This is a genomic window from Dickeya oryzae, assembly GCF_020406815.2.
GTDB lineage: Bacteria > Pseudomonadota > Gammaproteobacteria > Enterobacterales > Enterobacteriaceae > Dickeya > Dickeya oryzae.
In genome coordinates this window covers 1,461,212-1,482,986 of the sequence record NZ_CP162670.1, presented here as the reverse complement: position 1 = coordinate 1,482,986, position 21,775 = coordinate 1,461,212, and the positions used below count along the sequence as shown (strand labels likewise).

Below are 21,775 nucleotides of genomic sequence, written 5' to 3'. Positions count from 1 at the left end.
CACCCCAGGAAATCATTAAGAGATATTAACCATCCCACTCAATCGTATTGAATATGATACGTATTATCGATAACCTTGCGGCACATTTTCATGCTCAACAGGTAAACGTATGCTGGGATCAGGGACGTGCGCGCAGAGCGTGCCATCAGGGAATAAACAACAGGGTTACCTACCCTGGCTACTGGGGTTACTGGCAATGCTGCTGGTCGGTTGCGACAACGCCTCCTCCCCAACGCCAACAACCCCGGCGTCAGCGTCCGCGGGCTGGCCCCGTACGGTTCCAACACCGAAAGGGCCGCTCACACTCACGCACCCACCACAACGCATCGTTTCCACCAGTGTCACCCTCAGCGGCACACTATTGGCTATCAATGCGCCACTGGTTGGCTCGGGTGCCACCAGCCCTGATACCGTCGTGGCTGACGAGCAAGGGTTCTTTCGTCAGTGGAGTGCCGAGGCAAAAGCCCGCCACGTCAAACCGCTCTATATCACCGAACCGAACGCAGAAGCGATTGCCGCGGCCGCACCGGACATGATCATTATTGCCGCCACTGGCGGTGACTCCGCCCTGAAACTGTATGAACAGCTTTCGGCCATCGCGCCGACGCTGGTAGTGGATTACGGTGACAAAAGCTGGCAACAGCTGGCTGACTATCTGGGTGCAGCTACCGGTCACGAAACCGATGCCCGCCAGGTGATTGCGCGTTTCGAACAGCGGGTGCAGGCGGTGAAACAGGCGATTCAGTTGCCGCCACAACCCGTGTCGGCGCTGGTGTATTACGAAGACGGTCGGGGCGTTAACCTATGGACACCCTCGTCCGCACAGGGACAATTGCTCCATGAACTCGGGTTCCAGTTAGCCTCGCTGCCGGACAACCTGCCTACCGAAACGCGAATGGGCAAACGGCAAGATATTGTGCAAATCTCCGGCGAGAATATGGCTGCCAGTCTCAACGGCCAGTCACTGTTGCTGTTCGCCACTGACGAGAATACCGTGAAGCGAGTCATCGACAACCCATTCCTCAGTCACCTCGATCCGGTCATGCAGCACCGTGTCTGGGCGATGGGCCCGGATACCTTCCGGCTCGATTATTACAGCGCCAGCAACATGCTAAACCAGGTCGAACACCATTTTCGTCGGCCAGCGGCTCACTGACCGACAGCATGGAGCACACGGCGACGCGTTATCCTTCCTGTAACGCGTCGTCGGTTGTGTCCTCTTCACGCTGTGTTTCCACCGGTTCGCCAAAACGGCATTGCCGTAGCGGACGTACCAGCAATGTCATCAGTGCCCCCAACGCGGTCGCCGCCGCGCCGAACGCCAAAATGCTGGTCGCAGGCACCAGGAGTTTGCCCATCAGCCCCAGAATCAACGCGCCAACGGAATCGCCGGTGACATCCTGCGCGGTACCGAGGCTATTAACCCGGCCCAACAGGTGATCCGGCGTGTGGCTCTGAATCAGGGTGAACTGCAGCAACGAGGTGATCGCGTTGAAATAGCCATAACAAACCAACGCCAGCAACGCGGGCAGCAAATGGCTGAACAACCCCAGCGACCCCACCGCCAGAAATGCTCCGGTCGCACACCCCAGCAGAATGCGCCCCGGCCGCGCGACACCGGATACCCAGCCACTGGTAAACGCCCCCAGCATGGCACCCAGCGGTACGGCAGAATACATTAACCCGACCGCCGATGGCCCGGCGTGGTACGCGTCACCCGCCAGCGCCGGGAACAGCACCCGCATTGCACCGACCACGCTCACCAACATTCCCAGCAACACCACACACCCCACCACCGGGTGCGCGCAAACGAAACGAACCCCGCCAGCCAGCGCCTGCAACGGGTGCTCCGGCTTGCCCGGTGCCGGTTTCATGGTCGGCAGTCGCACCAGTGGGATCAAGGTCGCCAACGTACCGGCCGCCGCCACCGCGAAATTCCAGCCTACGCCACCGGCGACAATAATCACCCCGCCCAGTGCGGGTGACAAAATGGCCCCCAGTCGTACCGTCAACATGGTCAGCGCCCCAGCCGCCGGTAAATTTTCCCGACCGACCAACAACGGGATCACCGCCATCAACGCGGTCATCCCCAGTGCGCCGAAAAAGCCGTCCCAGGCTGCCAGCACGTAGAGTGCCAGCAATGACGGCGAGCCGGAAAACGCATTCAGGCTCAGTGCCACAAACCCTATCCCACAAGTGCCACGGGCAAACAAAATCAGTTTGCGGCGATCAAAGCGATCCGCCAGTACCCCGCCCAACATCAGCCCGATAAACATACCGATGCCATCCAATGCCACCGCCATACCGACCTGTAACGTAGAACCGGTCATCGCCTGAATCTGCACCGGTACACCAACGGTCAGCATACCGAGTGCAAACACCGACAACATGCGGGCCATAAAAATGGCGCGAAAATGTGCGTTCTGCCTGAGCAGGCTGAAGTCGAGAAAAAAAGAAGATTTAGCCATGAGTCTTGGTTGAATTCCTGTCTTTAATAAAAATGCGGCCGCAGCCGCGCCGCAGCACCGCCATTAGCGACCTGAAATAACGGCACACCCAGCCAGGGATGACGCGTTAATCCTGCGATAGTTAATCCTGTGGGGGTTAACCCCGAGGTAAATGCCGCTAACCCAGCGTCAGGTCAATGTCTTTGCCAAAACCTCAATGTTACCCTAGTCATGCCATAACATTAATGATAATAATAATCATATGCATTATTTAATAAAGCAGTTCTTATCAATGCGTTCATCTGTTGGTGGTCAGGTTACCCCCCTGCCGTATACACCGTCATCGTTAACCGGGCGTCGGTTCGGTGGCGTACTGCCTTGTCTGCTGTTGCTTGCCTTGGTGTGTCTCGCCAGCCTGATGCTGGGTGCCCGCGCCATCGCGCCGGAAGTCGTCTGGCAGAGTCTGGCGGGTCACACGCAAGGTCCGGACAGCATCATCGTTTTACAGGCGCGGCTACCGCGCACACTGGCCGGTATTCTGGTCGGCATGGCGCTGGGTGCCGCCGGGGCGGTGATGCAGGCGCTGACCCGCAACCCGCTGGCCGACCCTGGCATCCTCGGTGTTAACGCCGGTGCCAGCTTTGCCATCGTACTCGGCATTAGCGTGTTCGGGATTACCGGTATGGCGTCGTGGTTGGGGTTTGCCTGGCTCGGCGTGTTAGCAGCCAGCCTGATGGTGTGGATCATCGGTACACTGAGCGGCGGTCGGGTGAATCCAATACGCCTGACGCTGGCCGGTGTGGCGCTAAGCGCCGTGTTGTCGGGTTTTACCTCATCACTGTCGCTGCTCAATCCCCACGCGTTTGATCAGTTACGCCTGTGGGAAGCCGGTACGCTGGATATCCGTTCGCTAAGCAATGTGGCCTGGGTCACCCCCATTGTACTGCTGGGCTGTGCGCTGGCATTTTTGGCGGCCCGTTCACTGAATACCCTCAGTATGGGGGACGACCTCGCGACGGCACTCGGCACCCGTGTCGGCGTCATTCGTGTGATGGCGATGCTGTCGGTGATGCTGTTGTGTGGCTCCGCCACCGCGCTGACCGGCCCGATTGGCTTTGTCGGCCTGATGATCCCTCACATCGCACGCGGCTGGGCCGGTCCGGATCAACGTTGGATTCTGCTCTATTCCCTGCTGTTCTCCCCCATACTGCTGCTCTGCGCTGATATTGTCGGCCGCCTGTTGGTACCGGGTGAATTGCGGGTTTCTATTGTCACCGCCTTTATCGGTGCGCCGGTACTGATCTGGCTGGTACGCCAGCGCAAGTTTTAGGAAACACGTTATGTCTACCCGAACTCTGTTCCTGCGCACGACGTCTGGTTTGATTAGCGGTCGGTTGCCGTTGCGTGCATTGTGGATCAACCTCTCGTTGCTGCTGGTCTGCGTCGCCCTGCTGACGCTGGCAGTCAGCCTCGGCACACTGCCGCTGTCAGCCGTCACCGTCTGGCAGGCGCTGGCTCACCACGGCGATGCCGGTACCGTGACCGTGGTAACCCAATGGCGCGCACCACGGGCGATCATGGCGTTACTGTGCGGTGCTTGTCTTGGTATCAGCGGTGCTATCTTCCAGTCACTGACACGTAATCCATTGGGTAGCCCGGACGTCGTGGGCTTTAACACCGGTGCCTATACTGGTGCGCTGGTCACGATCATTGTGCTGCACGGCAGCTATTACCAGATTGCCGGTGGTGCCATGTTGGGTGGTCTGGCGACCGCGTTACTGGTGTATCTGCTGGCCTGGCGGCAGGGTATCAGCGGCTTTCGATTGATTATCGTCGGGATCGCGGTCAGTGCCGTGTTGTCGGCGTTCAATACCTGGTTAATGATCACCGGTGCGCTGGAAACGGTGATGAGCGCCGCATTGTGGGGAGCTGGCTCGTTGAACGGTATGACCTGGGCCAAAGCCACACCCGCATTACTGTTAATGCCGCTGACCGTGCTGGCAACGTTATTGCTGGCGCGGCGCTTGCAATTGCTGGAAATGGGCGATGACAGCGCCAGAGCGCTGGGGGTCAATGCACAGGCCAGTCGGTTGTGGCTGATGCTGTGCGGCATCGTATTGATTGCGGTTGTCACGGCCAGTGCCGGGCCGGTTTCCTTTATCGCACTGGCCGCGCCACAGATAGCACGCCGTCTGACCCGCGCCAGCACCATGCCGCTGTGTGCTGCCGCACTGGTGGGCAGCGTGCTGCTACTGGCGGCGGATATTGTCGCTCAGCATCTGTTTACCGGTCGGCAATTGCCTGTCGGTTCGGTGACGGTCAGCATTGGCGGGCTGTATCTGATCGGGTTGCTGATCCGTGAATCGCGTCGCTAATCCGCCCCTTTAATTTACCTGTAATTTGCCTGTAAAGAGTGATTCTGATGACACAGCTTTTACACGCCGAGCAGTTAACGCTGGGCTACGACAACAACATTATCGCCCGCAATTTGAGCGTGACGATCCCGGCGGGAAAATTCAGCGTCATCATCGGCCCTAACGCCTGCGGTAAATCCACCCTGCTGCGAGCACTATGCCGCCTGCTCAAACCGATGGCGGGCGACGTGTTACTGGACGGTACCAGCATTCACCGTATTCCCACCAAAACGCTGGCCCGGCAGTTAGGTCTGCTGCCACAGCACGCTATCGTACCGGATAACATCACCGTGATGGATTTGGTCGCGCGCGGCCGCTACCCGCATCAAACGCTACTGCGTCAGTGGAGTGAGGCCGATCAAGTGGCGGTGGAACAGGCGATGGTGGCGACTAACGTCAGCGAACTGGCAGAACGCAGCGTCGATGAACTGTCTGGCGGCCAGCGTCAACGGGTGTGGATTGCGATGGTGCTGGCACAACAAACACCGCTGTTATTGCTGGATGAACCGACCACCTGGCTGGATATCGCCCATCAGATTGACCTGCTCGATCTGTTTCGGGAACTGAACCAGCAGCATGACCGCACACTGGTGGCGGTACTGCACGACCTCAATCAAGCCTGCCGCTACGCCGATCACCTTATCGTGATGCGCGCAGGCACCGTTATGGCGCAGGGTGCCCCCGCCGATGTCATCACCGCCGAGCTAGTGCAGGCAGTATTCGGTATGGCCTGTGTCATCATCGACGACCCGGTTTCCCACACCCCCCTTATCGTCCCCTGCGGCCGCCATCACCCAGCCCCTTAAAACAAACACGGTTTCTGGAATAAGAAATGGCCGACTATCGTCGGCCATTCAGATTACTGACAGACACCTTGATTATCGGTGAGTAGGTTTTCTGGCGTCCCAAACAGTGCTGAGGTGGGCGACTTCGCCGGGTGAGCCGCATGGACGCGGCGAAAGCCCGTGCCGCGTCTGGAACGCGTCACGGGCGGCCCGAATAGCGAAGGCGAACGCCGAAGGTAGCGCGCAGCGCCACTGTTTAGCCACGAAGCCAGTGGTCAAGGAGAGGTGGCGTTTGAACCTCTCCTTGTCGTGCGTGCGATGAAGCGGCAAAGAAATGACACCGCTTATCCCGCACGAAACTACTCACTGACCAGGCAAACGTCACCATTCATAAAACAACATGGCTGTTTGTCAGCAACCTATTCAGCAACGGCCCCAGGTTTTCCAGCGATGCGGGCGACAGAATATCCGCGTGCTCACAATACTGCGGATACTGCGTCAGTGTACCGACATACGGTGCCCAGGTAGCGTCAACGTCCATCCCTGCTGGCAGGGTGCGGGTTGCCACAAACAACGTGGCTTCACCGTCGTAACGATGTGAACGGGCCGATGACAACAGCCGTACCGCATCCTGATAGTTGGCGACGATATTGCCAAACATTGCCTCGCGTTCTGCGCGCAGTTGCGGGTCGTCCTCCGCCTGCGTGTCGGCCATAAACCCGGCCTGTTCACGCTCGACTTCCTCGCGGGCGTCGGCTTCATCCGGAGCGGTCCAGTCCTGCCCTTCCGGCGGATATGTATCCAGCAAACCAAGGAACGACACCGTTTCGCCCGCCTGTTGCAACCGTGCGGCGATACCGTGCGCCAGCGTACCGCCGAGCGAGTAACCCAGCAGGAAATACGGCCCCTGCGGCTGAATACGCCGGATGGTCGTCAGATGACGCTCACACATCGCCTCCACCGATTCACACGCGGCAATGACCCCGTCCGGTCGTGGTGATTGCAACCCGACAATCGGGTACTCCCCGTCCAGATACTGCAACAGACCCGCATACTGCCAGGCAAAACCCGATGCCGGATGCAGGCAGAACAGCACCGGTCCGGTTCCCGTCCGTAACGGCAGCATATCGCCATTACCGTCCAGATGCTGGCTGTCCGCATCGCCTTCTACCAGCGCTGCAATATGGGCTACGCTGCGTGCCGCCATAATCTGCCCCACCGTCAGCGAGTGTCGCAGTTGACGGCGTATCTCGGCGGCCAGTCGCATGGCCAGCAACGAGTGACCACCCAGCGCGAAGAAATCGTCATCCGCCGATACCGTCTCACAGGCCAGTAGCTCCGCAAACAGGGCCGCGATCGTGCGTTCAGTGTCCGTTTGCGGGGCGCGGCCGTCAGCGTGCTGTCCGGCAGGTGCCGGTAACGCCTTACGATCCAGCTTGCCATTCGCACTCAGCGGGAATGACGCCATCAGCACATAACTCACCGGCACCATATGGGCCGGCAATTGCTGCGACAGCGCCTGTTGTAACTGGTCAACATCCAGCGAGATACCGGCCTGCGGCACCAGCCAGGCCACCAGCTGTCGGGCATCGGCACCGTGCAGTCGGGTGGCTTTTCCACCTAACTCACGCGCACCGACCACCGCTTGCGCCACGCCGGGCTGTGCCAGCAGCACCTGCTCAATTTCCCCCAGTTCGATGCGCTGACCACGAATTTTCAACTGGTCATCGCTGCGCCCCAGGTAGTCTACCGTGCCATCTTCCAGCCAACGTGCGATATCGCCGGTACGGTACATCCGTTCACCGTGAGCAAACGGGTCCGCCACAAAACGGCTGGCAGTCAGGTCCGGCCGACGCAGGTATCCCTGCGCCAGTTGGATACCGCACAAATACAGATCGCCCGCTACGCCGACCGGTACCGGCCGCAACGCGCCGTCCAGAATACGCAGTTGGGTGTTCCACACCGGCAGTCCGATAGGAATGCCCGGCAAATGACAGCGCGCCAGCGCCTCGCCAGAGGCCGGTTGCCAGGTGACATCCACCGCCGCTTCGGTCGGGCCGTACAGGTTGTGCAGCGGTGCCGCGATGAGCGACTGATAATCCAGCGCCAGTTCGCGCGACAGCGCTTCACCACTACAGAACACTCGCCGCAGGCTTCCACAGCCGATCTCGTCACGCGGATGCGTCTCCAGCGCACTCACCCAGGCCGCCAGCATCGACGGTACAAAGTGCATGGTGGTCACCGCGTAATCGTTGATCAGCTGTACCAGTGCCTCCGGGTCACGGTGCGCATCCGGCGGTGCCATCACCAGACGGGCACCGACCATCAGCGGCCAGAAGAACTCCCACACCGACACATCGAAGCTGCACGGTGTTTTCTGTAGCACCACATCATCCGCCACTAACGGGTATTGATGCTGCATCCACCACAAGCGGTTGACGATGGCCTGATGGCCAACCACCACCCCTTTCGGGCGACCGGTAGAACCGGAGGTGTAAATCACGTAAGCGGCCTGCTGATCGGCGAGCGGTGGTGACGCGTGACGCGGCGACTGGCGTTCATCCGCCAGCGTATCGAGCAGCAGTACATCGGCCATGCCTGCAAAACGCGACTGCAAACTGCTTTCGGTGATCATCAGGCGAGGTTGCGCATCCTCCACCATCAGCGCCAGCCGTTCATCCGGGTAACCGGTATCCAGCGGTAGCCAGGCCGCACCCGCCTCCAGAATGGCGTACAACGCCAGGCTCAAGCGCACCGAGCGCGGCAGCGCCACCGCCACGATATCACCGGGTCGCACCCCGGCGTCGATCAGCCGGTCAGCCAGCAGTCGGGTCTGGCGTTGAACCTGACGGTAGGTCAACTGATGCTGGCTATCCACCAGCGCGATGCTATCCGGCGTGCGTTGTGCCTGTGCTGCCAGCGCCTGATGCAACGTACCCGGCGGTACCGGCTGTTCGGTACGATTGACCGCCGCCAGCAGCGCCTGCTCTTGCGGCAGTTGCAGATTCCAGGCCGACAGCGCGCGCTCCGGGTCTGCCACCAGTTGTTGCAGTAACAGTAACAAGCGCTGCGCCAGCCGCTGCGGTTGTGCCACGCTGTCGCGGTATTCCATCAGCAGCCGCAGCCGTTTGCCCGGCAGCACCAGCAGCGTCAGCGGATAGTGGGTGTAACCCCGATTGTTTACCGCCTCACAGCGCAGCGCCTGCCCGGCCTGACTCAGCTCATCGCCATCCGGGTAGTTCTCCACCACCAGCAAGGTGTCGAACAGCGTGCCGATAGCCGCCAGTTGCTGGATTTCCCCCAGACCGACATCATCGTGTTCAATCAGTTGGATTTGCAGCGCCTGTAGCTCAGCCAACTGCGGCGGCAACGGCCGTGATGCATCCAACCGTACCCGCACCGGTAACGTATTGCTGAATAACCCGACCTGCTGGCTGATGCCGTCAATCTGCCCGAAGCGACCCGACACCGGCGAGCCGAACAGCACATCATCCGCGCCGCTACTGGCGCACAGCAACATCCCCCAGATGCCCTGCATTACGCTATTGAGCGTCAGGCCATACTGTTTACACAGCGCCAGTAAGCCTTGTTCCAGTTGCGGTTCCGGCAGTAACTCCAGCTCACGCACGTCATCATGATACGAACCATCGCCATGATGCGGTCCGTCACCAAATAGCAGGGTCGGGCGGGCACCTGTCAGCACGTCGCGCCAGCGCTGACGTGACGCCTGCGCGTCGCGGGCCGCCAGTTGGCGAACGATGTCGGCATACGGCACGCTGTGCGGCGTAAGTGCCGAGCGGCCCTGATACAACGCGGTGAACAGGTCACGCAGGCATACCGGGGTCGACCAGCCATCCACCACCAGATGATGCGCATTCAGAAACAGTGTGTGACGCTCAGTGCCCGTATGGCTGACCAGCAAGGCGTGCAACATGGACGAGGGCTGGTGGAACAGGTCGCGTGCCAGTTCAGCTTTTTCCAGCGCCAGCAGCGCAGCGGCCTCTTCGTCTGCCTGCATCGCCGGTAACGTCTGACTCTCCAGCGGCCAGTAACACTGGTCGTCACGCAACACCGGCAGTACCTGCAATGGCACCGACGTCTGCTCGGTGTCAAAACACGCCGCCAGTTGCGGATGGTGACGAACCACCGCTTCTAATGCCTGGCTCAGTTGTGCCACCGACAGCGGGCCGTGCAACGACAGCCGGGTCAGCGAGTTATAACTCCCGGTGGTCTGCGCCAGTTGCGCGTGGAACAGCAACCCTTGCTGCAAGGGAAGCACAGGCAACACCGCCGATAACGGCCCGTAATGCTGACGCAGGCAGTCCAGTGTCTCGTCAGTGACCGCATCCTGCGCGACGTCAACGGATACCAGCGTATCCGACAACGGCGGGTAGTCCGCCTGTTGCCGCCACGCGTCAATCGCTTGCGCCATTCCCTGATGCAACGCGTCGATATCATCCTCATCGAAGACGCCATGCGCCCATCCCCAGTGGATGGCCAGTTGTGGCTGTTCGCCCTGTTCATCCACAAAGATATTGATATCCAGCGGGTGGCTGAGCGGTATCGTCGGTGCCTGTAGTACGGCAAAGGTATCGCGGAAGTGGTGATCGCTGCGACGAGGTGACCAGTGGCCCTCGCCCGACTCGAAGCGCCCCAAATAGTTAAACAGGATTTCCGGTGCCTGCGCGTGCAACGACGCCAACGTTTCGGCACTCTGTGTATCCAGATAGCGCAGCACGCCGTAGCCGACGCCGCGATCCGGCACCGCCCGCAGCGCACGTTTCACGGACCGTAAAATCGCCCAGGGCGCATCGGCCTGTGCCGTCGGTGCCGCGATGCACACCGGGTATTCAGCAGTCAGCCAGCCGACGGTGCGGGCGAGATCTAACCCTTCCGGTGTTTCGATACGCCCGTGAGATTCCAGTGCCAGCCGCAGCGGTTGCACGCCAAAACGGTGGTGGCAGGCCTGCACCAACGCGCCTAGCAAAATCTCGTCCACCCGCGCCTGATAGCATTCCGGTAAGTGCGTCAGCACCGCCTGCGTCAACCGGGCATCCAGCACCCGGCGTGATTGTTGCCGGGTCTGCTCCTGATCGCAGGACGGGTCAAGCGCCCGGCGTCCCAGCCGAGGCAGAGGCGTCGCCAGCACCGATTGCCAGAATGGTAACTCAGCACGGCGCACGGTTACCTGCCCTTTCAGGCTGGCAGACCAGTCGTATAACGAGCACTCCTCAGCCGCTAACACCACCGGTTGACCATCCATCGCAGCTTCGGCGGCCTGACGCAGCTCGGGTAACAGCACGCGCCACGATACGCCGTCCACCACCAGATGATGGGCCACCAGCACCAACCCACAAGCACGACCATCGCGTTGCAACAGTACGGCCTGCATCATCTGACCGGCCGCCGGGTCAAGACGTGCTACCGCCGCTTCATATGCCCGTTCCGCCGCCACCTCAACCGGCTCTTGTGCGCGTAGTGTGTCACACTGTAGCGGCACGGCCGTCGATGACGACTGATGAATGACCAGATGGCTGTCACCAGTCTGCGCGGTTAACGCCGGGTGTGCCTGCACCAGTGCGCTCAGCGCCTGCATCAGGTGTATTGGTTGCAATGTTTCAGGCACCGACAGGAATACGCCATGCGCAAACCGTTGGTTGATGCCCGCCAGTTGGGCGAAGCTGTGTACGATAGGCAAACCGTCCACCACACCGTAGCGCCGCGTACGTGACGGTGTGGCCGTCGTCGTCAGCGGCTGCATCGCTTGCGCCATCCGTGCTGGCGTGCGCTCAGCGAAAATGGTTTTCGGCCGCAATTGCCAACCGGCGCGCCGCAACAGCGTGCCCAGCCCCATCGCGGAAATGCTGTCGCCACCGAGTGCAAAGAAATCCGCTTCCGCGCTGACCGCGTCCAGTTTCAGCAGGCTGGCGATGGACTGGCAAATCAGCCGCTCTTCATCGCTGGCTGGTTCGCGTCCCACTACCGCTTCTGCCTGCTGCGGTTTTGGCAGTGCCTGGCGGTCAATTTTACCGTTGACGGTCAGCGGCAGTTCCGCCATCACCATCAGCACCGCCGGGACCATGTAATCCGGCAGTTGCTCAGCAAGTTGTGCCAGCAAACGGGCCGCGCAATCCGGTTGTTCGCGGGCGGTATCGCTCGGCACCGAGCAATAACCGATGAGCCGATGCGTCGCACCCAGCGGTTCGGCGATCACCACCGCGGTGCTGACCTCATCCAGTGCCACCAGCGCATTTTCTACTTCGCCCAGCTCCACGCGAAAGCCGCGCACTTTGATCTGATGGTCAACGCGGCCGATAAACGCCAGTTGGCCGTCGTGACGCCAACGCATCAGGTCACCGGTGCGGTACATCACCGCCCCTGATACGAACGGACAGGCGACAAAGCGCGTCGCTGTGAGATCCGGGCGGCGCAGGTAACCACGCGCCAGCCCCGGCCCGGCGATATACAGCTCACCGGGTACACCCACCGGCACCGGTCGCAGGTGGTTATCCAGCAGCCACACACGGGTATTGGCGACCGGTTGGCCGATAACCGGCTGGTCCGCCACCGTGACCCGAGCCCCCAACGTATCGATGGTGTATTCCGACGGCCCGTAATAGTTATGAATTTCCATCTGCGGATGCTGGCGCATCAGTTGCCACAGCCGTGGCGTGGCCGCTTCACCGCCAATCATGATGAAAGCGGGTTGATGGTTATCCGGCTCCAGCAAGCCGCTGTCGATCATCTGGGTGAAGAACGACGGGGTGATATCCAGCAAATCGATAGGCGTCTGAGTAAAGTGTTGAACCAGCGCCCAGGCATCTTTACGCAGTTCTTCATCGAAAATGTGTAATTCGCTGCCCATCATCATGCAAAACAGCGGTTCCCAGGAGGAATCGAAGGAGAATGACGCCGTGTGTCCGGCGCGTAAACGGCGACCATGTTGCCGTGAAAAGCGATCTATCACCGGGCCAAACAGGAAGCTCGAATGTGACATCATCAGGTTGAGCAAACCGGCATGGGTACTCATCACCCCTTTCGGCTTCCCGGTAGAACCGGAGGTGTAGATCATGTACGCCAAATGTTCAGCCCGTAACGGCTCGCGTCGCTCCGCCTGCGTTACCGGATGGGCGGGCAAGCGGGCGCACTCGGCCCGTAACGTGGCATCGTCCAGACACAGCACCTGCGGCAGTGTCGGCATATGCTCACGCACCGTGCTGTGGGTCAGCAACAGTACCGGACGCGCATCGTCACACATCAACGCCAGACGTTCGCGTGGATAATCCAGATCCAACGGCATATAAGCCGCACCGCTGGCCAGTACCCCGAACATCGCCACCACCGACGAAACCGAACGCGGGACGCCGATCGCTACCACATCACCGGCACCGATCCCCTGCGCCATCAGCCGACGCGCCAGTTGCATGACCTGCGCCGATAACTGGCGGTAGCTGAGTTGCTCACGGCCACAGGTCACAGCCAACGCGTCGGGCTGTTGCTGTACCTGCTGTTGCAGGCAATCCAGCACCGAGTGCAGCGTCGTGGGTATCGTCAGGCGCGGGCCACTGCCCCAGCTGTCAATACGCCGCCATTCGTCGTCGTTGAGCAGACTCACTTCACCGATAGCCAGCTCTGGTTGTTGTATCAGTTGCGTCAGCACGTGTTGCAGACGTTGCGCATGCCCCTGCAACGCCGGGGCGTCGTAGCGCGCCGGATTGGCGACCAGCTCCAGTTGCAGCTCACCCTCCTGCACGCCAAGGGTAAACTCCATATCGTCCACCGGCCCCATCGCCAGCACATGGGTGGTGACCGGCGTATGTCCCAGTGCCAGTTCGGCGTTATACACCTTGAAATTGATCACCGGCCCGTACAAGCCCTCACTGCCGCCGACCAGCCCCAGATCCCGTCGTAACTGTTCCGCTTCATAACGCTGATGACGTCGTACCGCCTTGATTTCCTTCTGCAGCATTTGCGTGGCATCGATTAAGGTCATCTCGGGTTGCAGCGTGAATTGTAGCGGCAGCACGTTCACTACCGGCCCACTGGCACACAATGCTGCCGACCCCATCCGTCGCATAAACGGAAAGCCCACCGACAAGCGCGATTCGCCACTCATGCGGTAGAGGTATACCGCCAGTGCCGCCATCGCAATTTCCGCCGGTTGTAGCTGAGCGCCAAACCGTTGCTCCGCCAGCGTCACAAAAGGTGCGGCAGGTAAGGTGACCCGTTGCTGCACGGTGCGAATCCCTTGCGGCGACAACTCACAGACGTCTGCCGCCAGCGACACGGGCGTCGGCAATTCACGGGCATGCTCGCGCCAGAACGCCGCCGACTGCTGATACGCCGACGAACGTTCCCACTCGTGGTATTCCGTCACCACATCGGCAAACGGTGTAAACGGCGAGGCGTCCGGCGTTTTACCGGCACAAAGAGCGTTGTAAATCGCCACTATCCGTCGGGTCAGGGCATCAAAACTGAAACCATCCACCATCAGATGATGAAAGCGCTGATACCAGAACCAGCGCTCCGGCTGCGCGGAAACCTGCATCAGCACCTGGCGATACAGCGGTTGCTCACCATCGACCGGCAACGGCGCGGCCAGATCCGCCTGCATCAGCGCCCAGGCAGCTTGCTCACCTTGCGCTGGGTCGCGAAAATCCAGCCATTCCGGTTCGTTAATCGCCGCCATACCCGGCGCAGAAGGTAGCCACTGCACCGGCTCGCCGAGATCATTGAAGCCAAAGCGCGCCTGCACCGTATCCGCTTCCGACAGCCCTTGACGGATGGCCGCCAGCAGACAATCCGGGTCAACCGGGCCGTTCAACTCCAGCGCATGCGCCACCGTAAACGCATTCGACTGACTGGCGATGTGGTCGGCCATCCAGATACCGGGTTGGGCCGCCACCAGCGGCAGTTCCAACGTATTCACCGACTGTGCCGACGTGACGTCATGAGCAGACTCGGGCTGCCCGGACGTCCCCGTAGAGGAGAAGGAGACGTGGGGATGAGACGATGATGCGTCAGCGGATGATGTCTGCTGAGTCGATGATGGCTTCTTTGTCGATGATGATTGCTGGGTGGATAATTGTGTTTCGTTAAGTAGATCTGACACGTTGTTTTCCTTACTCCGTCAACGGAAACAGTCCCGACTGGTCATGCCGGTTAGGCGTTTTCAGCCCGCAGGCTCGCCGGACGCATGTCCTGCCAGTGGGTTTCGGTATAGGCGATGCACGCCTCGCGGGACTGCGGCCCGTAGACCACCTGCCAGCCCGCCGGTACGGCGGCAAACTCTGGCCACAGGCTGTATTGCTGTTGTTCGTTGATGACGACCAGAAATGTCAGACGATCATCGTCAAACGGATTCACTTGTTCCTGACTCATTGTTATTACCTCATGTGATAAGGGTTGCTGCGCGTTATCGGGTGTGGGTGTGGTTCAACAACCAACGACATCCCTCTATCAACCCGCCGCGCCAGCACAAGGTGTCATGCCCACCGGCATACACACGCTGGTAAACCTGATGCCCCGCCGCTATTAGCGCCTCATGCATCTGTTGATTGACGAAGGCGATATCCGCCTCACGTCGTCCCGCTTCCTGAAAAATCACCAGCGGCGATGCGGCCCGGCCACCCTGCCGCACCTGGGTGACCAACACGCCGGGCTCCAGCGTTGCGTGCTGGTCAAAATCGGTAATGAATTGCAGATTTGGCCACCAGAACGAGCCTGATTGCGTAAGTACGCGACCGAAACGCTGCGGCCAGTGCAACCCGGCGTACAGCGCCGCCAGTCCGCCATAACTCTGCCCGGCCACCACCGTGCGGTCTGGATCGTCGCTAAACGGCGTCAGGCGTGCCGCCTGCAACAGCAATTCCTGCTGTACCGCCTGCCAGAACGCGGCATCGCACGGCAATTCCCGACAACGGGTTTCGCCATCAATCGCGTCAATAAATAACCAAACGGCGGGCGGGAGATTCCCCAGTGCGGTTTCTGCATCCAGAGCGCTAAACAGCGGCGTGTCGTCAGCCCACCGCTGCCCATCCAGAACGAGACAGAGCGGCCGTTGCGCTGGTGCTTCACTCTCTCCGGTGGTGTACAGCCAAATGCGACGCTGGTTGCCGAGCTGCTCGCTCTGCCAGTCAAACACCGTCAGCCGGGCCGGGTCTGCGTCACTCGCCTCGCCTTGATCCACCGCTCGCCAGGCCTGCTGTGCTGGCGCACCCGGCATATGCGCCCCTGACAATTGCGCACCCCACGGTCGGTTCAGGTTGAGCGGATCAGCCATCGCGCAGGGAAACAGCGAACACCACCACGCCCGCTGCTGATAATCACGCTGTTGTTCATCGTCGCTGAATGGCGGTGGCAGTTGCGCCGCCTCAATCGGAATCAAGGAATAACTGCCACGCCAGTCGTGTTCAATCACCATCGACCAATGCCAGACATCGGTACCGGGCAGGCGCGCCAGGCTCTGCGGATCGGTACTGTGGTGATCGGTCACGCCGTTGATATCGGCATAGACCCGTTGGATAGCGGAGTGATGCTCATCGCCGTTCGGGTCACGCCAGAGAAAAGTCACGCGAACCCGTCCGCTATCCTGCGTTTCCACCAGCGGCGTCCCCACGCTGGCGATCTGTTGCCACCACGCGTCATCCCCGGCCTGGGGTGATGACAACAGCGTGGCGGCGAAACCTGACGGCTGTACTGCCGACATCAAAACCTCCTGTGTCTGCCCTTTACGTTTCACTTACATTTAGTTAACAGGACTAATGTGTCCGCTTGTGAATTTACATTTATTTAGACAACGAGAATAATATTGAGAAACATTTTCATTTGCAATAATATGCAATTCCCAAAATTTACTGGGATTTAAAAACTCGCCATCTGGTCACATATCGCTAAAAAACGAATTAACCACATGAATTTAAAGTTGATTCGATTCTTTAACGCAAAGAATGGCAAGGCCGGTGAGTACACAGCCTGACGTACACAAAAAATAAGATCTTTTACAGGAGGGGATCACTGATGCGTAGCACCAGGAAGAAACAATTAACAAAACTAAAGTCTTGGCAGAAAAATAAAAACGCCATGCCAGCCATGCTGGCTTCCACCTTGCTGGTGGCTGCGCATGCACAGGCAGCAGAAACCACGACCAGCACCGATACCATGGTGGTGTCGGCAACCGCCGCTGAAAGCGTGACTGCACCGCTGAAAGGCATTGTGGCGAAGGAAAGTGCGTCCGGCACCAAAACCAGCACGCCGCTCATCAAAACCCCGCAATCCGTCACCGTGGTCACCCGCGACCAGATGGACGCGCAAGCGGTTTCTTCCGTGTCCGACGCGTTGAACTATTCCAGCGGCGTGGTCAGCAACTACCGCGGTTCGTCTAACCGCAATGATGAGGTGATTGCCCGTGGTTTCCGCTACGCGCCGAAATTCCTTGATGGCCTGAGCTATGGCCTGAGCGGCCAGGGTGCAGCGCTGGGGAAAATAGATCCCTGGTTGCTGGAGCGGGTAGAGCTGGTGCACGGCCCGGCTTCCGTCTTGTATGGACAGGTCAACCCCGGCGGGCTTATCAGCATGACCAGCAAACGCCCGACGGCAGAAGATATCCACAAAGTGGAATTCAGCGCGGGTAATCAGCATCTGGGCGAAGCAGCGTTTGATTTCGGCGGCGCGCTCAATGACGATAAAACCCTGCTTTACCGCCTCAATGGTATCGCCAGCACCCGTGATGAATTCGTCAAGGATTACAAAGAGAAGCGCGTTGCTATCGCACCGGCGATCACCTGGTTGCCTAACAGCGATACCAGCTTTACGCTGCTGACCAGTTACCAGAACGATCCTAAGGCCGGTTACCGCAACTTCCTGCCCAAGATAGGTACCGTGACCGAAGCCAGCGCAGGTTATATTCCGCGTGATCTGGACGTCAGCGACCCCAACTACAATCGCTCAAAACGCGAGCAGATCGGTATCGGTTATATTCTCGACCACTCCTTTAACGATAACGTCTCTTTCCAGCAAAACTTCCGCTATTCCCAGCTAAGAGAACGTTACAAGTATCTGGTGTATACCTGGAGTAACCCGGAAATCTCTGATACGTCGTTATCCCGCCGTCAGGTGCGTGAAGAACTGAACGCCGATGAAATCGGTCTGGATAACCAGATTAAGGTCAAACTGGAAACCGGCGATGTCCAACACACTGTACTCAGTGGGGTGGATTACAAATGGCAGGACCGCGATTACAACTACTGGCGCAACAGTGGTTCGGGATACAACTTTGACTGGGCGAACCCCAGCTACGGTGGTTCTTATCTGGTCAGCGACAGCCAGCTCTCGTTGAACCAGTCTTACAAGAAGAAACTCGATCAGGTCGGCGTTTATCTGCAAGACCAGATGGAGTGGAATCAGTGGAACCTGCTGCTGTCCGGTCGCCATGACTGGAGCCAAATACGCACGCAAGACCACACCACCAGTACCTCAACACAGCAAGACGACAGTAAATTCACCGGTCGTACTGGCCTGCTCTACGCTTTCGATAACGGTATTTCGCCGTATGTCAGCTACAGCACCTCGTTTGAACCCAACCTGGACTCCGGCGCACCCGGCACGCCTGCGTTTAAACCGACCACCGGTGAACAATCCGAGGTGGGTATCAAGTTCCAGCCTAAAGGCAGCAATACCCTGCTGACCTTATCGCTGTTTGATATCACGCAGAAAAACATCACCTCGTACAACAGCGTGACCCAGTACAACGAACAGATCGGCAAAGTGAAATCCAAAGGCGCGGAAGCAGAAGTGCACACGCAACTGACGCCGGAAATCAGCCTGATGGCGGCCTACACCTATACCGACGCGGTCACCAAGGATAGCTACACCGCCAGCCAGGTGAACAAAACACCATCGGCGATTCCGCGTCACTCTGCGTCCACCTGGGGTAGCTACAGCTTCCAGAACGGTCCGCTGCGTGGCGTCACGCTGGGTACTGGGGTGCGTTATGTCGGCTCAAGCTACGGCGATAACGCCGAGAGCTTCAAAGTCCCGGCCTATACCCTGTACGACGCGATGGCACGTTACGAGTTGGGGTCGCTCTCTTCCCAGTTGAAAGGCACCACCGTGCAACTGAACGTCAACAACCTGACCGACAAGCGCTATGTAGCGTCATGCGGTGGCGATACCGCCTGCTTCTACGGCAGTGGGCGTACTGTCGTCGCGACGGTCAGCTATAGCTGGTAATACGCGGCAGGGCGGGTTTTCCCGCCCTGCGGTGACGCCTGTGCGCCACCATTTTGTTCCACTCTCGACATAAGGAAACCCCCGTGTCAACGCTCGCAGCTACCTCTTCATCGCTGGATATCCGCACACTTCAGCACGATGATTTTCTGTTTCTGTCTCCCGACAACAGCCTGCATGCCCGTGGATGTTACGCCGCCTTGTCGACGGCCGTGGCAGGGGGCGAGCACCTCCAGGGTGATGTCCAGCAAAAGATCAGCGCCCTGTTTGCCCGCGCCCGACAGGATGGTATCGCCCGGCCACTGCTGGTGGGCGCGATCCCGTTTGACAAACGCCAGCCTGCACGACTGTTTGTGCCACAACAGTCTCACTGGTTCTCACGGGACACACTACAACACGACATGTTGCCCGCCACGCCAATAAACGCACGTCAAATACGTGAAGTGCCGGGACACGATACCTTTTGCCAGATGGTCAGTGCTGGCGTTGACGCCACCCGCAACGGTGAGCTGAATAAAATCGTGCTGTCACGCCTGCTGGATATCGACACCGAGCAACCGCTGGACTCAATCCGCCTGTTGCGACAGCTCAACCAGCAAAATCCCTGGAGCTACAACTTCCACGTGCCGCTGGAACAAGGCGCGTTGCTGGGTGCCAGCCCGGAACTGTTACTGCATAAGCAAGGTCACCACATTGTGTCGCAGCCGCTGGCCGGTTCCGCCCGCCGTAGCGACGACCCGGTGGAAGACCAACGCCTGCGCCGTACGCTGCTGGCCTCAGCGAAAGATCGCCACGAACACCGGCTGGTCACCGATGATATTCGTCGGGTGCTGGCATCACGTTGTCGGACACTGACCATTCCGGACACCCCCGAGCTGCTGAGCACGCCGGTGCTGTGGCATCTGGCGACCCGTGTTCAGGGTGAAGTGTTGGATGCCCGGGAAAACGCCCTGTCGATGGCCTGTCTGCTGCACCCCACCCCGGCGCTGTGCGGCGTACCGTTTGAAGCGGCCCGAGACCGCATCGCCCAACTGGAACCGTTCACCCGCGGGCTATTCGGCGGTATCGTCGGTTGGTGCGACGATGAAGGCAACGGCCAGTGGGTGGTGACTATTCGCTGTGGCGAAGTACGGCAAAACCGGGTACGGCTGTTTGCCGGTGCAGGCATTGTGCCAGACTCTCAGCCCGTGTCTGAATGGCACGAAACCGGTGTTAAATTGAGCACCATGCTGCGTGCATTTGGTCTGCGTCAGGATCAGGAGTGTGCAGCATGATGGTTGAATTCACCCGCTGGCCGCCCGAGCTGGAGCAGCGTTATCGCGAGCGGGGCTACTGGCTGGATCTCCCGCTGGGCGACATCCTCACCCGCCATGCCGATAATGACGCCATCGCCCTGATCGATGGCGAACGCACGCTCAGCTACCGCCAGATGAACCAGTTGGTGGCGCAGTTAGCTGGCTCATTGCAACGCCGGGGCATCGCGCCGGGGCAAACAGCGCTGGTACAGCTAGGCAATACCGCCGAGTTCTACCTGACCTACTTCGCACTGCTGCGGGCCGGTATCGTGCCGGTCAACGCCCTGTTCAGTCATCAGCGCAGCGAACTGTGCGCCTATGCCGACCAGATTGCGCCAACGCTGCTGATAGCCGATCGCAGCCACGCATTGTTCGCCAACGATGATTTTATCAACGAACTCCGCCAACGCTGCCCCACGTTACAGCACGTTCTGCTGCGCGGCGACGGCAACACGTCTCAGGATTTGTCACAGCTATTGCTGGAAGCGGAAGCCTTCGCACCGGCAACCCCAACACCCACCGATCAGGTGGCATTCTTCCAGCTTTCCGGCGGTAGCACCGGCACCCCGAAACTGATTCCTCGCACCCACAACGATTACTACTACAGCATTCGCGGCAGCGTGGAGATTTGCCGGGTTGACGCCCATACCCGTTTCCTGTGCGCCCTGCCCGCCGCCCACAACTACCCGCTCAGTTCGCCGGGTGCACTGGGTGTGTTTTATGCCGGGGGTACGGTCGTGCTGGCAAACGACCCCAGCCCAGCCTGCTGTTTCCCGTTGATTGCGCAGCATCGCATCACCCTCACCGCGCTGGTTCCCCCAGCTGTCACTCTGTGGCTGGAAGCGGTGGCGTTATCGGGTAATCGCCACGCGCTGGCGAGCCTGCGCGTACTTCAGGTCGGTGGTGCACGGTTAAGCGAATCGCTGGCGCGACGCATACCAACGGAACTGGGTTGCCAGTTACAGCAAGTGTTCGGCATGGCTGAGGGGCTGGTGAATTACACCCGGCTGGACGATGACGATGTCCACTGCTTCACCACACAAGGCCGCCCTATCAGCGACGATGACGAGGTCTGGGTAGCCGATGCCGACGGCACTCCATTACCGCACGGTACACCGGGCCGCCTGATGACACGTGGCCCCTATACCTTCCGTGGTTACTACCGCAGCCCCGCCTACAACCGCCAGGTGTTCGACGCGCAAGGGTTCTACTGCTCTGGTGATGTGGTAATCCAACAGGCTGATGGCTACCTGCAAGTGGTCGGGCGTGAAAAAGACCAAATCAACCGTGGTGGGGAAAAGATTGCTGCTGAAGAGATCGAAAACCTGCTGCTTCGCCACCCTGCCGTGATCAATGCCGCACTGGTGGCGGTGCCCGACCCGATGATGGGTGAGAAAAGCTGCGCTTTCCTGGTCACCCGCGAGCCACTCAAAGCGGTGACATTACGTCGCCACCTGCGTGAACAGGGTATCGCCGACTACAAATTACCGGACCGATTTGAACAACTGCCCACCCTGCCGGAAACCGCAGTGGGCAAAGTCGATAAACAGCGGCTACGCCAGCTGGCGCAACAGTCTGTCGCAACGGCCGCTGCAGGAGAATAAATC

Annotated in this window: 11 protein-coding genes; 7 read left to right on the top strand and 4 right to left on the bottom strand. The window is 59.6% G+C overall.

Features of this window, described 5'->3' with window-relative positions; all coding sequences use genetic code 11:
- The first annotated feature begins 109 nt into the window (after positions 1-109).
- Positions 110-1,156 (top strand): Fe2+-enterobactin ABC transporter substrate-binding protein, encoded by a 1,047-nt coding sequence (gene fepB, locus LF929_RS06425; protein ID WP_226092755.1) that lies wholly within the window; start codon positions 110-112, stop codon positions 1,154-1,156.
- Between the two features lie 28 nt (positions 1,157-1,184).
- Here fepB and entS read toward each other — a convergent pair whose 3' ends face one another.
- Positions 1,185-2,468, bottom strand: a complete 1,284-nt coding sequence (gene entS, locus LF929_RS06420) for an enterobactin transporter EntS (protein ID WP_226092754.1) — start codon at positions 2,466-2,468, stop codon at positions 1,185-1,187.
- Between the two features lie 241 nt (positions 2,469-2,709).
- Between entS and fepD the strand changes: the two genes are divergently transcribed.
- Genes fepD through LF929_RS06405 form a run of 3 tightly spaced genes read left to right on the top strand, consistent with a single transcriptional unit; the run spans position 2,710 to position 5,667 of the window.
- Complete coding sequence (gene fepD, locus LF929_RS06415; protein ID WP_226092753.1) at positions 2,710-3,777, top strand: Fe(3+)-siderophore ABC transporter permease; 1,068 nt, start codon at positions 2,710-2,712, stop codon at positions 3,775-3,777.
- Between the two features lie 10 nt (positions 3,778-3,787).
- Entirely contained in the window at positions 3,788-4,822 is a 1,035-nt protein-coding gene (fepG, locus tag LF929_RS06410; protein ID WP_226092752.1) for an iron-enterobactin ABC transporter permease, read from the top strand.
- A gap of 47 nt (positions 4,823-4,869) precedes the next feature.
- The gene (locus LF929_RS06405) at positions 4,870-5,667 is read left to right on the top strand and encodes an ABC transporter ATP-binding protein (RefSeq protein WP_038905069.1); all 798 of its coding nucleotides are present in this window, start codon (positions 4,870-4,872) and stop codon (positions 5,665-5,667) included.
- A 367-nt stretch (positions 5,668-6,034) separates the two neighbouring features.
- Here the strand turns inward: LF929_RS06405 and LF929_RS06400 are convergent, their stop codons facing one another.
- The 3 genes from LF929_RS06400 to fes are packed head-to-tail and all read right to left on the bottom strand — an operon-like array spanning position 6,035 to position 16,354.
- Positions 6,035-14,758: an amino acid adenylation domain-containing protein gene (locus LF929_RS06400; protein ID WP_226092751.1), complete on the bottom strand. Its 8,724-nt coding sequence runs from the start codon at positions 14,756-14,758 to the stop codon at positions 6,035-6,037.
- Between the two features lie 50 nt (positions 14,759-14,808).
- A complete protein-coding gene (locus LF929_RS06395; protein WP_038905071.1) occupies positions 14,809-15,027 on the bottom strand; it encodes an MbtH family NRPS accessory protein in 219 nt (72 codons plus the stop codon).
- A 34-nt stretch (positions 15,028-15,061) separates the two neighbouring features.
- Positions 15,062-16,354, bottom strand: a complete 1,293-nt coding sequence (gene fes, locus LF929_RS06390) for an enterochelin esterase (protein WP_226092750.1) — start codon at positions 16,352-16,354, stop codon at positions 15,062-15,064.
- Positions 16,355-16,665: 311 nt separating this feature from the next.
- On the opposite strand from fes, the gene LF929_RS06385 reads away from it, so the two are divergent.
- The 3 genes from LF929_RS06385 to LF929_RS06375 all read left to right on the top strand — a co-directional run bounded on the left by LF929_RS06385 (position 16,666) and on the right by LF929_RS06375 (position 21,772).
- Complete coding sequence (locus LF929_RS06385) at positions 16,666-18,876, top strand: TonB-dependent siderophore receptor (protein ID WP_226092749.1); 2,211 nt, start codon at positions 16,666-16,668, stop codon at positions 18,874-18,876.
- Positions 18,877-18,959: 83 nt separating this feature from the next.
- Positions 18,960-20,147, top strand: coding sequence for an isochorismate synthase (locus tag LF929_RS06380; protein ID WP_226092748.1), 1,188 nt, complete (start codon positions 18,960-18,962; stop codon positions 20,145-20,147).
- A complete protein-coding gene (locus LF929_RS06375) occupies positions 20,144-21,772 on the top strand; it encodes a (2,3-dihydroxybenzoyl)adenylate synthase (RefSeq protein WP_226092747.1) in 1,629 nt (542 codons plus the stop codon). The genes LF929_RS06380 and LF929_RS06375 overlap by 4 nt, the downstream gene beginning before the upstream one ends.
- Positions 21,773-21,775 lie beyond the last annotated feature (3 nt).